The 14,096-nt window shown below is 66.0% G+C and carries 9 protein-coding genes; all 9 read left to right on the forward strand.

Annotated features, from left to right (window positions below; genetic code table 11):
* Positions 1-145: 145 nt before the first annotated feature.
* The 9 genes from AN401_RS18785 (at position 146) to AN401_RS18825 (ending at position 14,054) form a co-directional block, all read left to right on the forward strand.
* Positions 146-712 (forward strand): TetR/AcrR family transcriptional regulator, encoded by a 567-nt coding sequence (locus tag AN401_RS18785; RefSeq protein WP_094038698.1) that lies wholly within the window; start codon positions 146-148, stop codon positions 710-712.
* Between the two features lie 29 nt (positions 713-741).
* Entirely contained in the window at positions 742-1,863 is a 1,122-nt protein-coding gene (locus AN401_RS18790; RefSeq protein WP_096780177.1) for an efflux RND transporter periplasmic adaptor subunit, read from the forward strand.
* A 12-nt stretch (positions 1,864-1,875) separates the two neighbouring features.
* Complete coding sequence (locus AN401_RS18795; protein ID WP_096780178.1) at positions 1,876-4,953, forward strand: multidrug efflux RND transporter permease subunit; 3,078 nt, start codon at positions 1,876-1,878, stop codon at positions 4,951-4,953.
* 102 nt (positions 4,954-5,055) lie between these two features.
* Positions 5,056-5,274 (forward strand): hypothetical protein, encoded by a 219-nt coding sequence (locus AN401_RS18800; RefSeq protein WP_096780179.1) that lies wholly within the window; start codon positions 5,056-5,058, stop codon positions 5,272-5,274.
* A 75-nt stretch (positions 5,275-5,349) separates the two neighbouring features.
* A complete protein-coding gene (locus tag AN401_RS18805; protein ID WP_096780180.1) occupies positions 5,350-6,258 on the forward strand; it encodes a DMT family transporter in 909 nt (302 codons plus the stop codon).
* Between the two features lie 164 nt (positions 6,259-6,422).
* Positions 6,423-8,213 carry an aminopeptidase P family protein gene (locus AN401_RS18810; RefSeq protein WP_096780181.1) on the forward strand — a complete coding sequence of 597 codons (1,791 nt, stop codon included), beginning with the start codon at positions 6,423-6,425 and terminating at the stop codon, positions 8,211-8,213.
* A 198-nt stretch (positions 8,214-8,411) separates the two neighbouring features.
* Positions 8,412-9,761, forward strand: coding sequence for a CDP-diacylglycerol--serine O-phosphatidyltransferase (gene pssA, locus AN401_RS18815; RefSeq protein ID WP_096780182.1), 1,350 nt, complete (start codon positions 8,412-8,414; stop codon positions 9,759-9,761).
* Between the two features lie 116 nt (positions 9,762-9,877).
* The gene (gene recG, locus AN401_RS18820) at positions 9,878-11,950 is read left to right on the forward strand and encodes an ATP-dependent DNA helicase RecG (RefSeq protein WP_096780183.1); all 2,073 of its coding nucleotides are present in this window, start codon (positions 9,878-9,880) and stop codon (positions 11,948-11,950) included.
* A 67-nt stretch (positions 11,951-12,017) separates the two neighbouring features.
* The gene (locus tag AN401_RS18825; RefSeq protein WP_096780184.1) at positions 12,018-14,054 is read left to right on the forward strand and encodes an AsmA family protein; all 2,037 of its coding nucleotides are present in this window, start codon (positions 12,018-12,020) and stop codon (positions 14,052-14,054) included.
* Positions 14,055-14,096 lie beyond the last annotated feature (42 nt).

Genomic DNA, 14,096 nt, shown 5'->3' on the forward strand with positions numbered 1-14,096 from the left:
TGTCATCAGAGTGCTGTTTTTTTTGGCTAAACTTGCGAAAGGCCCCGGGTCGGGCAATTGACTTATGACGGGAAAGGCCTAAAATCCCCCAAAAGTGAATGAACGTTCATTCATAAGCAAACGGAACCGGACAATCCTGAACCTTATGTCGGATAAACGTGAACGCATATTGAATGCGGCAGAGACCCTGATTGCCCACTACGGATTCCAGGGCATGTCGATGCACCTGGTGGCCAAGCACGCCGAGGTGGCCACCGGCACCATCTATCGTTACTTCGCCGACAAGGAGGCCCTGCTGCGCTGCCTGCATGAAGAGCGCATGCAGGTGGTTTCGCTGGCCATCCAGAAAGACGTCGACCTGACCCATCCGGATTACCAGCAATTCCGCACCCTGTGGCTGAACTGCATCCATTACCTGCTGGACAACCCGGACTGCCTGCTCTACCGGGTGCAGTACGAAGCCTCCCCCCTGTTCGATCGGGAAGAGGACAAGCGGATGGACGAACGCTACTTCAAGCCTATTTTCGAGTTTTTCGAGCGGGGCCGCGAGGCGGGGATCTTCCGGGATATTCCCACCGAGCTGCTGGGCTTTTTGGCGCTGGAAAACCTGATGCTGTTGTCCCAGAAGCACGCCAAAGGCTGCATCGAACTCAGTGAAGAGCTGTACGAGCAACTGATCGATGCCAACTGGAACGCCATTCTAAAACGCTAACACTTAAAACAAATCGCGGGAGTAACCAAATGAAGAGATGGACCCTGTCCATGCTGCTGCTAGTGATCCTCATCTTCGGCAGCGTCATCGGCTTTAACCTGTTCAAGCAAAAGATGATGGCCCAGTACTTCGCCAATATGCCGGTGCCGAGCTTTCCGGTCACCCTGACCGAAGTCCAGCCCCGGGACTGGACCCCCAGCATCGCCGCCATCGGCTTTATCGAGCCGATCCAGGGCATCAGCCTCAGCAACGAGTCCGCCGGCATCGTCCGCGCCATCCACTTCGAATCCGGCCAGCAGGTAAGCACCGGCGACGTGCTGGTGGAGCTGGACGCCGACGTGGAAAAAGCCAACCTGCGCAGCGCCCAGGGCCGCCTGCCCTCGGTGCAGGCCAACCTGGAGCGGATGCGCCAGCTCTTCGCCCGGGGCTCGGTGTCCAAGGGCCAGCTGGACGAGGCCGAAGCCAGCTATCGCGAACTGCAGGGGCAGATCGACTCGCTCAGGGCCACCATAGAGCGGCGCACCATCCGCGCCCCCTTCGACGGCATCACCGGCATTCGCAACGTCTTTCTCGGCCAGTACCTGAACGCCGGCACCGACATCGCCCGGCTGGAGGACATCAGCCAGTTCCGTATCCGCTTCACCATTCCCCAGACCCGGCTCGCCGAGATCGAAGTGGGCCAGGCCCTGAACATCTTCGTGGATGCCTACCCGGACACCCCCTTCGTGGGCGAGATCACCGCCATCGAACCGGCGGTCAACCTGGAATCCGGGGTGGTGCAGGTGCAGGCCAGCATCCCCAACCAGGACGGCAAGCTGCGTTCCGGCATGTTCGCCAAGCTGGACGTCAGGCTGCCGACCCTGAGCGAGCAAATACTGCTGCCCCAGCACGCCATCAACTTCACTCTCTACGGCCAGACCGTGTACGTGGTGGAAGAACAGCAGACCGACGACGGCGACACCGTGCTGGTGGCCCGCCAGCGGGTGGTGGAAGTGACCGACCGGGAGGCCGAGTTCGCCCGGGTGACCAGCGGCCTCAGCGCCGGCGAACGGGTGGTGACGTCGGGACAGGTCCGGCTGTCCAACGACAGCCGGGTCCGGCCGGTAGACAGCGATGCGCTGGATACCCCCGAGTCCATTCCCATGCTGTAAGCGGAGAACCTCATGCGCTTTACCGATATCTTTATCCGGCGGCCGGTGCTGGCCGTCTCGATCAGCCTGCTGATCGTGCTGCTGGGGCTGCAGGCCCTGCAGAAAATGCAGGTGCGGGAATACCCGGAGATGACCAACACCGTCATCACGGTGTCCACCGGCTACTACGGCGCCAGCGCCGATCTGGTGCAGGGCTTTATCACCCAGCCGCTGGAGCAGGCCATCGCCCAGGCCGACAACATCGACTTCATGAGCTCCACCAGCAGCATGGGCAGCTCGCAGATCACGGTGCAGATGAAGCTGAACACCGATCCCAACGCGGCCCTGTCGGACATTCTCGCCCGGGTCAACTCGGTGCGTTCGCAACTGCCACGGGAGTCGGAAGATCCCAGCCTGGAGATGACCACGGGGGCCTCCACCTCCATCATGTACATCTCCTTCAGCAGCGAACGGCTCAACTCCTCCGAGATCAACGACTACCTGGAGCGGGTGGTCCGGCCCCAGTTCTACTCGGTGGACGGAGTAGCCAAACTCAACCTGTTCGGCGGCTCCAAGTTCGCCCTGCGCATCTGGCTGGACCCGCTGCGCATGGCCGCCTACCAGCTCACCGCCACCGAGATCCTCTCGGTGCTGCAGGCCAACAACTACCAGGCCGCCGCCGGCCAGTCCACCGGCTATTACATGCTCTACAACAGCGACATCAACTCCCAGGTCGACAGCCCGGAGGCGCTGGAATCCCTGATCATCGCCACCCGGGACGACGCCGTGGTGCGGCTGCGCGATCTGGCCCAGGTATCCCTGGAGAAGAGCCGTGATGTGGTGCGCGCCCTGGCCGACGGCGAGTCGGCGGTGATCATCGGGGTGGATCCCACGCCCTCCGCCAACCCGCTGGACGTGGCCGCCAACGTGCGCGAGATGCTGCCGGATCTCGAGCGCAACATGCCCGACACCATCAAGATGAAACTGCTGTACGACGCCACCGACGCCATCAACGAGTCCATCTTCGAGGTGGTCAAGACCATCCTCGAGGCCTCGCTGATCGTGGTGGTGGTGATCACCCTGTTCCTGGGCTCGCTCAGGGCGGTGCTGATCCCCATCATCACCATTCCCCTGTCGCTGATCGGGGTAGCCATACTGATGAACCTGTTCGGCTTCAGCATCAACCTGATGACGCTGCTGGCCATGGTGCTGGCCATCGGCCTGGTGGTGGACGACGCCATCGTGGTGGTGGAAAACGTCGACCGCCATATCAAGGCCGGGGAAGATCCCTACCGGGCCGCCATTCTCGGCACCCGGGAAATCGCCCTGCCGGTGATCACCATGACCATCACCCTGGCGGCGGTCTACGCCCCCATCGCCCTGATGAGCGGCATTACCGGGTCCTTGTTCAAGGAGTTCGCCCTCACCCTGGCCGGCGCGGTGTTCATCTCCGGCATAGTGGCGCTGACCCTGTCGCCCATGATGTGCTCCAAGCTGCTCAAGCCCCACCTCAACCCCAACCGCTTCGAGCGCGGGGTGGAGAACACCCTGGAGAAGCTGACCGAGCGCTATTCGGCCATGCTGGACGCGGTGCTGGGCAAGCGCCCGGTGGTGATCGCCTTCGCGGTGCTGGTGTTCGGCTCGCTGCCGGTGCTGTTCAGCTTCATCCCCAGCGAACTGGCGCCCAACGAAGACCGCGGCGCCTTCCTGATGATGGCCAAGGCGCCCAATACCGCCAACCTCGACTACATCGAGAACAACATGCGCAAGGCGGTGGAGGTGCTGAACCAGGACGACGCCATGAGCACCTCGCTCACCATTTCCGGCGTGCCCAATGCCAACCAGGGCCTGGCGGTGGCGGTGCTCAAGCCCTGGAGCCAGCGTGACGCCCAGAAAGCGGTGATCGAGCGCCTGACCCCGCCGCTGCAGGAGATCCCGGCGGTGGCCATCAGCGCCTTCGAATTCCCCGAACTGCCCGGCGCTTCCAGCGGCCTGCCGGTGCAGTATGTGCTGACCACCCCCAATAACTTCGAAAGCCTGTATGAAGTGGCGGCGGACGTGCTGCAGAAGGTGAGCCAGAGCCCGCTGTTCATCTACAGCGAACTGGATCTGGCGTTCGACTCCGGCACCATGAAAATAGAAGTGAACCGGGACAAGGCCGGTGCCTACGGGGTGACCATGCAGGACATCGCCGTCACCCTGTCCACCATGATGAGCGATGCCTACGTCAACCGGGTGGATCTGGACGGCCGCAGCTACGAGGTGATCCCCCAGGTGACCCGCGAGCACCGGCTGAACCCGGACTCCATCAAGGACTACCATGTGCGCGCCCACAACGGCGACATGGTGCCCCTGGCCAACCTGCTGTCCATCACCATGGAGGCCCAGCCCCGCGCCCTGCCCCACTACAACCAGCTGAACTCGGCCACCATCGGCGCCGTGCTGACGCCGGGGGTATCCATGGGCGACGCCATCGGCTTCCTGGAGCAGGAGGTCACCGCCCAGTTGCCCACCGGCTATAACCACGACTACCTGGGCGGTGCCCGCCAGTTCGTGACCGAGGGCAATGCCCTGTACATGACCTTCCTGCTGGCGCTGTTCATCATCTTCCTGGTGCTGGCGTCCCAGTTCGAGAGCGTGCGCGATCCCCTGGTGATCATGGTGTCGGTGCCCCTGGCCATTTCCGGCGCCCTGATCGCCCTGGCCTGGGGCCTGGCCACCATGAACATCTATACCCAGGTGGGCCTGATCACCCTGGTCGGCATCATCACCAAGCACGGCATACTGATGTGCGAGGTGGCCAAGGAAGAGCAGCTGCACCGGGGCCGGGACAGGACCGAGGCGATCCGCATCGCCGCCCGCATCCGCCTGCGCGCCATTCTGATGACCACCGCCGCCATGGTGGCGGGCCTGATACCCCTGCTGTTCGCGGTGGGCGCCGGCGCCTATTCCCGCTTCGGCATGGGCATCGTCATCGTCTCCGGCCTGAGTATCGGCACCCTGTTCACCCTGTTCGTGCTGCCGGTGATCTACACCTTCCTGGCCTCCCGCCACAAGCCGCTGCCGGTGTTCGACGAAGAGCTGGCCCCCAAGGCGCTGGGCAACCACTGACCGGATAACGGCCTATGACCAAAGGGCTGCCTCGCGCAGCCCTTTTCTTTTTCCCGTCGCCCTTAAATAGTAAGCTGGCCTTTTCAAACCAAGGGGGGCGCCATGCTGCTGTGGATACTGCTGTTGGGGGCGGGGCTGCTGGTCACTTCGCTGCTGGTCAACCAGGGCCGGGCCCAGGGGGAGCTGGAAGAGCGGATACGGACGCTGGAGGCGGACAACCGGCAGTTACGCGAGCGGATAAACACCCTGGAAGAGCTGGTGCTGGAGCGGGAAAAGCGCCGTCCCTTCGAGGACATGGCCAAAAATCCCGACCAGGACTGAAAGCGCCGCCTCTTCTCCTGCCGGCATTAATTGCCTACACTGGGGGCTTGAGTCTCCCTCGGGCCTGACCACAAGATGAAAGATCAGAAAAAAGCCTACCTGTTCGGACTGGGGGCCGTGGCCTGCTGGTCCACCGTGGCCACCGCCTTCAAGCTCTCCCTCGGCTACTTTTCCCCGGCCCAGCTGCTGCTGGTGGCCACCGCCACCTCGCTGGTGCTGCTGCTCGGCCTGCTGGCGGTGCAGGGCAAACTGAGGTACCTGGGCCGCTATCTGCGCGACCGGCCCGGCTACTACCTGCTGCTGGGGCTGCTCAACCCGGCGCTCTATTATCTTATTCTGTTCCAGGCCTACGACCGGCTGCCGGCCCAGCAGGCGCAGACCCTCAACTACACCTGGGCCATCACCCTCACCCTGCTGGCGGTGCCCTTCCTCGGCCAGAAGATCCGCGGCCAGGATTGGGTGGCCATCGTGCTCGGCTACCTGGGCGCCATGGTCATCGCCACCCGGGGCGACCTGCTCGGCCTGAGCTTCGAGGATCCCCTGGGGGTGGCCCTGGCGTTGGTATCCACCCTGATCTGGGCCGGCTACTGGATACTCAATACCCGCAACCAGGGCGATCCCCTGGTGGCGCTGACCCTGAGCTTCCTGCTGGCATTGCCCTTTATCCTGCTGGCCACCGCCCTGTGGTCGGATTTCGCCCTCACCGCCTGGCAGGGCTGGGTGGGCGCCGTCTACGTGGGCCTGTTCGAGATGGGCTTCGCCTTCGTGATGTGGCTGCTGGCCATGAAACACGCGGAAAACACCGCCCGCATTTCCAACCTTATCTTTATTTCGCCCTTCGCCTCCCTGCTGCTGCTGCGTTTTCTGGTGGGCGAGGCCATCTACCCGGCCACCGTAGTGGGGCTGGTGATGATAGTGGCGGCCCTGCTGATCCAGCAGCTCCGGCTCGGGCCCCGGTTTGCCAAGCCATCCCGGGCGAAGTAGAGTGAACGGACAGCAAACCCTGTACGATTTCGGATGAACCGGACTCCCTGCCCACCCCCGGCCCGGTCGGTGGCCGACGCGCTCCGCGCCCGCACCCTCGGGTGCCGTCGGTGCCGGCGGGCCAGTCCATCAAGCAACTATTCACTTCGCGTTAAGGAATCGCCATGACTTATGCCACTCGCCTTGCCGCCGTCCGGGACAGCCTGAAGCAACAGGGCCTGGATGCCTTTATCGTGCCCCACGACGACGAGCACCTGGGCGAGTACATACCGCCCCATGCCGAACGGCTCGACTGGATCAGCGGTTTCAACGGCTCCGCCGGCGCCGCCGTGGTGCTGGCCGACAAGGCGGCCATCTTCGTGGACGGCCGCTACACGGTGCAGGTGCGCCACCAGTGCGATCCGGCACTGTTCGAGTTCCGCCACCTGATAAGCGACCCCTTCCTCGACTGGATAGCGGAGCACCTGAAGGCGGGCAGCCGGGTCGGCTTCGATCCCAAACTGCACAGCCGGGGCTGGCACCAGACGGCCGAGACCCGGCTGGCGGAAAAAGGCATCCAGCTGGTGCCGCTGGCCGAGAACCCCATCGACCGGCACTGGCACGACCGGCCGGCACCGGAACGCCGCCCCGCCCTGCTGCTCGACCAGGAATACAGCGGCCAGCACAGCGAGGCCAAGCGCCACCGCATCGCCGAAACCCTCAAGGCCAGGGGGGTGGACGCCCAGTTGCTGACCCAGGCCGAGCCCATCAACTGGCTGCTCAACATCCGCGGCCGCGACATCCCCTGCCTGCCGGCGGTACTGAGCTTCGCCCTGCTGCACCAGAACGGTGCCGTGCAGCTGTTCGCCGACCCCGCCAAGTTCGAGGGCCTCGACCTGGCCGGCCACAGCGGCAAGGACGTGACCCTCGCGCCCATGGACGAACTGGAGCAGGCGCTGAACAGCCTCGGCGCCAACGGCGCCCGGGTCCAGCTCGATCCCGCCACCGCCAACGCCTGGAGCGCCCTGGTGCTGGAACGGGCCGGCGCCGAACTGGTACCGGCCGAGGATCCCTGCATGCTGCCCAAGGCCTGCAAGAACCCGGTGGAGGTGCACGGCAGCCGCGCCGCCCACCTGCGCGACGCCGTGGCGGTGTGCCGCTTCCTGGCCTGGCTGGACCGGCGCCTGGCCGAGCCCCACCCGGAGCGGGAGGACGAAGGCACCCTGGCCGACCGGCTGGAGGCCTTCCGCGCCGAGCTGCCCGAATTCGTGGAGCCGAGCTTCAGCACCATCTCGGCGCTGGGGCCCAACGCCGCCATGTGCCACTACCGGCACAGCAACGGCACCCCGCGCCAACTGGGGCAGGACGCCATCTACCTGGTGGACTCGGGCGGCCAGTATCTGGACGGCACCACCGACATCACCCGTACCGTGGCGGTGGGCGAGCCCGATGCCGAGATCGCTAAGCTGTTCACCCTGGTGCTGCGCGGCCATATCGACCTGGCCTGCGCCCGCTTCCCCGCCGGCACCGGTGGCCTGCAGCTGGACGCCCTGGCGCGCCTGCCCCTGTGGCAGCAGGGCTACAACTTCGACCACGGCACCGGCCACGGCGTGGGCCACTTCCTCAGCGTGCACGAGGGGCCGCAACGCATTTCGCCCAAGGGCAGCATGGTGCCCCTCACCACCGGCATGATCGTCTCCAACGAACCCGGCTACTACCGGGAAGACGCCTTCGGCATCCGTTGCGAAAACCTCGAGGTGGTGCGCCCGGCCGACACCAACGGCGACATCCCGGTGTTCGAGTTCGAAAACCTCACCTGGGTGCCCTTCGACCGCCGCCTGATCGACCTGGCCTGGCTCGAACCCAAGCATGTGCAGTGGCTGAATCACTACCACGCCCAGGTGTGGGAAAAGGTCGGCCCCAACCTCGCCGGGGACGATCTGGCCTGGCTGGAACAGGCCACCCGGCCGCTGTAAGACGAACGGCGGGGCTGTAGGGTCGAATTTATTCGACCAAACCACGGCCCCGCTGCAGATATGGCCCATTGAAATAGGCACTACAGCCAGCTTACAGCGTCGGTAATTTGCCGCCCTTCCCCTAAATTCGGTACACTGCCCCGAATTTTGTCGTTGAGACACGGTCTTAAACGGCAACCTTATCAACCGGGTTTTTCTATGCCGCTAGCCAATTACTACCGAACATTGCTGGAGCACCTGCCCACCCTGGCGGTGGATGCCGAGCGGGTGGAGGTGCTGTACTCCGCCCGGGCCTTCAAGCAACGGCTGCTGGAGCTGATCGCCGCCGCCCAAACCCGCATCTGCCTGGTGGCCCTCTACCTGCAGGACGACGAGGCCGGCCGGGAAATCCTCGGCGCCCTCTACCAGGCCAAACAGGATAATCCGGCGCTGGACGTGCGCCTCTACGTGGACTTCCACCGCGCCCAGCGGGGGCTTATCGGTCACCGCGGCCAGGGCGGCAACCACCTGATGTACCAGGAATTCGCCGCCCGCCATGAACACCCCATCCCCGTCTACGGCGTGCCGGTCAAGGGCCGGGAACTGCTGGGGGTGCTGCACCTCAAGGGCTTCGTGTTCGACGACGTGGTGCTCTACTCCGGCGCCAGCCTCAACGACATCTACCTGCACCAGCAGGACAGGTATCGTTTCGACCGCTACCACCAGATCACCGACGCCAAACTGGCGGACTGCATGGTCGACTACATCGACCGGCTGTTTGGCAACAACCCGGCGGTCCCGCTGCTGAGCCGGCCCGAGATCCCCCGCGCCCGCCAGCTGCGCCATGCCATCCGCCAGTTCAAACACCAGATGCGCCGGGCCAGCTACGAGTTCGACGACGTCACCCGCCGGTCCGGCCAGGTGGCCGTCACCCCGCTGGCGGGCCTGGGCAAGTTCGGCAACCGGCTCAACCGCGCCATCCGCCACCTGCTGCGCGGCACCCGGGAGAAGCTGTTCATCTGCACGCCCTACTTCAATTTGCCCAAACCCCTGGCCAAGGATATCCGGACCCTGCTGAAGAAAGGGGTGGAGGTCACCCTGGTGATCGGCGACAAGACCGCCAACGACTTCTACATTCCGCCGGAGGAGCCCTTCCGTACCATAGGCGGCCTGCCCTACCTGTACGAGACCAACCTGCGCCGCTTCGCCCGCGCCAACCAGACCTTCATCTACCAGGGCCGGCTCAACATCATGCTCTGGCACCACGAACGCAACTCCTACCACCTCAAGGGGCTGTTCGTGGACGACGACCTGGCCATGATCACCGGCAACAACCTCAACCCCCGCGCCTGGGGGCTGGATCTGGAAAACGGCCTGCTGCTGCAGGATCCGGAGCGACTGCTGCAGGCCCGCTTCGAGGCGGAGAAGGCCAGTATCCTGGAACACTGCCGTCGGCTGGAGCACTTCTCCGAAATCGAGGAGCTGGAAGACTACCCGGCCCCGGTGCAGAAGCTGCTGAAGCGGGTGGCCCGCACCCGCGCCAATGTGCTGCTGAAGCGGCTGCTCTGACGCTGGAAGCCGGAAGCCAGAAGCTGGAAGCCGGCCCCGTTCATCTTCCGGCTTCGCGCTTCCAGCTTCCGGCCCTTGTTGCTATCCTCTGTAAATATTTACAGTACGGGGCCGCCATGAACCTGGACCACATGTCCCTCAGCCTGCTCAAGGGAGTGGGCGACAAGATGCTGGAGAAGCTGCACCGCCTGGGCCTGGAGACGGTGCAGGATCTGCTGTTCCACCTGCCCCTGCGCTACGAGGATCGCACCCGCGTCCTGCCCATCGCCGAACTCAGGCCGGGCATGCACGTTTCGGTGCTGGGCGAGATCGTCGACAACCACATCAGCTACGGCCGCAAGCGCATGCTGATCTGCCGGCTGCGCGACCCCAGCGGCACCCTGACCCTGCGCTTCTTCAACTTCGCCGCCGCCCAGAAGAACAGCCTGGCCGCCGGTACCCGCATCCGCGCCTTCGGCGAGATCCGCCCCGGCCACCACGGCCTGGAGATCATCCACCCGGAATACAGCCTGCAGCAGGGCGAGCAGCCCATTGCCGCCGAGACCAGCCTGACCCCGGTGTACGGCACCACCGAAGGGCTGCGCCAGCTGACCCTGCGCCAGCTCAGCGACCAGGCCCTGGCCCTGCTCGAGCAGCAGCCGCTGCGGGAACTGCTGCCCGAGGGCCTCTACCACCACCAGCTCGGCCTGAACGAGGCGGTGCGCCTGCTGCACCGGCCGCCGCCCGACGTGGCCCTGCCCCAGCTCGAGCAGGGCCAGCACCCGGCCCAGCGCCGGCTGGTGCTGGAAGAGCTGCTGGCCCACAACCTGTCGGTGCTCAAGGTGCGGGAGCAGAGCCAGGCCCATCGCGCCCGGCCACTGCCCTGCCCGCAAGCGCTGCTCGACCGCTTCCTCGGCCAGTTGCCCTTTTCCCCCACCGGTGCCCAGCGCCGGGTGGTGGCGGAGATCGGCGCCGACCTGCAGAAAACCGTGCCCATGATGCGGCTGGTGCAGGGCGACGTGGGCTCGGGCAAGACCCTGGTGGCCGCCCTGGCGGCGTTGCAGGTGATCGGCAACCAGGGCCAGGTGGCGCTGATGGCGCCCACCGAGCTGCTGGCCGAGCAGCACGCCAACAACTTCGCCGCCTGGCTGGCGCCGCTCGGCATCCAGGTGGGCTGGCTGGCGGGCAAGGTCAAGGGCAAGGCCCGGGCCGAGCAACTGGAACGGCTCGCCAGCGGCGAGCTGGCCATGGTGGTCGGCACCCACGCCCTGTTCCAGGAGCAGGTGCAGTTCAACGCCCTGGAGCTGGTGATCATCGACGAGCAGCACCGCTTCGGGGTGCACCAGCGCCTGGCCCTGCGCGAAAAGGGCAGCCAGGGAGATTATTACCCGCACCAGTTGATCATGACCGCCACCCCCATCCCCCGCACCCTGGCGATGACCGCCTACGCGGATCTGGATACCTCCGTCATCGACGAACTGCCGCCGGGCCGCACCCCGGTCACCACCGTGGCCATTCCCGACGGCCGCCGCGACGAGGTGGTGGCGCGGGTACGGCAGCTGTGCCGGGAGCAGGGCCGCCAGGCCTACTGGGTGTGCACCCTGATCGAGGAGTCGGAGGTGCTGGAATGCCAGGCGGCGGAGGACACCGCCGCCGCCCTCTCCGCCCAGTTGCCGGAACTGAGGGTAGGGCTGGTGCACGGCCGGATGAAGGCGGCGGAGAAGCAGGCGGTGATGGCCGACTTCAAGGACGGCCGCCTCGACCTGCTGGTGGCCACCACCGTCATCGAGGTGGGGGTGGACGTGCCCAACGCCTCGCTGATGATCATCGAAAACCCCGAGCGCCTCGGCCTGGCCCAGTTGCACCAGCTGCGCGGCCGGGTCGGCCGGGGGGCGACCGCCTCCCACTGCGTGCTGCTCTACCACGCGCCCCTGTCGAAGACCGCCGGCCAGCGGCTGGGAGTGCTGCGCGACACCAACGACGGTTTCGTCATCGCCCAGAAGGACCTGGAAATCCGCGGCCCGGGCGAGCTGCTCGGCACCCGCCAGACCGGGCTGGCCGACCTCAGGATTGCCGATCTGGTGCGGGATCAGGCGCTGCTGCCCGAGGTGCAGCGGCTGGCCCGTTACCTGGCCGATCGCCACCCCGAGGTGGTGGACCCGCTGATCCGCCGCTGGCTCGGCCTGCGTGATCATTACGGCAAGGTGTGAGCCGGAACATTCCCGCCCAGGCTCAAGCAATGTATGATACAAGTCCCGGATTTTTAAGGAATGTTCCATGAGAAAGCTGGCCAGGAAGCTGTTGCTCGCCCTGTTGCTGCTGGGAGCCGCCGGCTGGCTGCTGCTCAGCTTTTTCGATGCCAACCAGCTGAAAAAACCGGTACTGGAGTGGCTTAACGAACACACCGAGCTGGATATTTCCATCGGCCGGCTGGAGTTCAACCCCCTGCATCCCTACAAGCTGCTGGCGGAAGACGTGCGCCTGGGCGACTGGCTCGAAGCGAAACAGCTCTACCTGGAGCTGGCGCGGCTGTCGCCCCTGGCGGGCCAGACCCGCATCGCCGTGCTCGACCTGAACGACGCCCGCATCCGGCTCGATCGGGCCACCGAGCTGGCGGCCCTGCCGGACAACCTGGCCACCATCACCGTCGACGAACTCAACACCAAGAACCTGACCCTGGCCTGGGACGGCTGGGAGGCCCAGGGCGTCAACCTCAAGCTGAACGACTGGCAGCCCAGGCGCGACGGGCAGTGGCGCTGGTGGTCGGACATGGCCCTGAGCGGCCAGGTCCGCCAGTTGTCCCACCCCTGGCTGGAGATGTCGCGCATCGGCCTGGAGGGCCGCATCCACCGCGGCCGGCTGGAGCTCGACGGCCTGCGCAGCCGGCTGTTCGACGGCCTGTTCGAGGCCGGCCTCAGCCTGGATCCGGCCAGCCGGGAGCTGACCCTGGATGAGCCCAGGTTCAGCCACACCAGGCTGCAATTCGACCAGGCGCCGCCCCTGCCCGAGGGCTGGACCCTGCTGCTCAACCGCGCCAGCCTCCAGGATCTGAGCATCACCAGCCCCTGGCTCACCGCCAACGGCATCGACGGCGACTTCCGCTATGTGGAATGGCCGGGCCAGGGCCTGCCCGAGGCCCGCGGCGACTGGCAGGCCGACGAGGCGGTGCTGGACTGGCTGCGGCTCGACGCCCACCAGGGCCAGCTGCTCGGCACCCGGGAACGGCTGGGGCTCAGCCTGCAGGGCAAGGCCTACCAGGGCAGCCTGGAGGCCGAGCTGGGCTGGTTTCCGCAGCAGGGCCGACTGGATATCGACAACCTGCAACTGACGGGCAGCAAGCTGGAATGGCTGCCCGACATGCACTGGCCGGTACCCGATCTGCGCATCCACAAGCTGAACCTGAGCCAGGCCGAGCTGCTGTCCATGGATCCCGGCCTGCCCCTGTCCCTGCACGGGGGCCAGCTGTTCGTGGCCGACCTGGCCTGGTCCGCCGAGCAGTGGCGCCCGCTCAGCGAGCAGGCCCGGCTGGAAGGCGGCTGGAGCGAGCTGGCCTACGACAGCCTGATCAGCCGACAGGGCGGCTTCAAGGCCCGGCTGGACGATACCCGGCTGATCATGGACGAACTCGCCGGGGATGTCCTCGACGGCCGGGCCCGCCTCGAGGGCAGCCTGGCGGTCTATCCGCCGCACCAGGCCAGCCTGCGGCTGGAGGCCCAGGACCTGGCCCTGCGCCGGCTGAGCAGCTGGCTGCGCAAGGAGCGCGGCTTTTCCGGCAGGCTGAACCTGAGCGCCGCACTCGAGGGCGAGCTCCACAACCGTGCCAGTTGGGACGGTGAACTGCGCCTCGAGGGCGAGGATATCTTCGTGGAGCGGCTGGGGCTGGACGACTGGCTGCGGCGGCGCCTCGGCGAGGATTACCGCGAGGCCAAGGGCGTCGACCCGGCGCTGGCCGCCCTGGATCTGGAACAGGGCGACGGCTTTATCTACCGTGCCGAGCTGAAGGGGCCGGTCCGCCAGGGCCGCTGGCAACTGGACGGCAGCGCCGTGCAGAGCGTGCGCCACCTGCTGGCCCTGCGGGGCGAGCTGGATCTGACGGGCGGCTGGGATCTGGAGCTGGGTGCAGTCAACGACCAGGGCTGCCGGGAGCTGGCCATCCACCTGGAAGAAAGCTGGCGCTCGCCCAAACTCCGGCTGCACCAGCCGGCGCTGGCCGAGCCCTGCCAGCCCTGGTACCGGGGCCCCGTCCCCTACCCCGCCGCCGGCCTGCCCGGCCGGCTGACCGAAGCGGTGCGCAACCTGCCACAGGAGCCATAAGCTGGAAGCTGGAGCATAACATCCAGCTTCCGGCTTATCGCT

Origin of the sequence: Zobellella denitrificans (assembly GCF_002407485.1) — a bacterium.
GTDB lineage: Bacteria > Pseudomonadota > Gammaproteobacteria > Enterobacterales > Aeromonadaceae > Oceanimonas > Oceanimonas denitrificans.

Coding starts and splice junctions, on each gene's coding strand:
- AN401_RS18790 (WP_096780177.1), top strand. CDS start 742: ATGAAGAGATGGACCCTGTCCATGCTGCTGCTAGTGATCCTCATCTTC.
- recG (WP_096780183.1), top strand. CDS start 9,878: ATGAACCTGGACCACATGTCCCTCAGCCTGCTCAAGGGAGTGGGCGAC.
- AN401_RS18825 (WP_096780184.1), top strand. CDS start 12,018: ATGAGAAAGCTGGCCAGGAAGCTGTTGCTCGCCCTGTTGCTGCTGGGA.
- AN401_RS18785 (WP_094038698.1), top strand. CDS start 146: ATGTCGGATAAACGTGAACGCATATTGAATGCGGCAGAGACCCTGATT.
- AN401_RS18805 (WP_096780180.1), top strand. CDS start 5,350: ATGAAAGATCAGAAAAAAGCCTACCTGTTCGGACTGGGGGCCGTGGCC.
- AN401_RS18810 (WP_096780181.1), top strand. CDS start 6,423: ATGACTTATGCCACTCGCCTTGCCGCCGTCCGGGACAGCCTGAAGCAA.
- AN401_RS18795 (WP_096780178.1), top strand. CDS start 1,876: ATGCGCTTTACCGATATCTTTATCCGGCGGCCGGTGCTGGCCGTCTCG.
- pssA (WP_096780182.1), top strand. CDS start 8,412: ATGCCGCTAGCCAATTACTACCGAACATTGCTGGAGCACCTGCCCACC.
- AN401_RS18800 (WP_096780179.1), top strand. CDS start 5,056: ATGCTGCTGTGGATACTGCTGTTGGGGGCGGGGCTGCTGGTCACTTCG.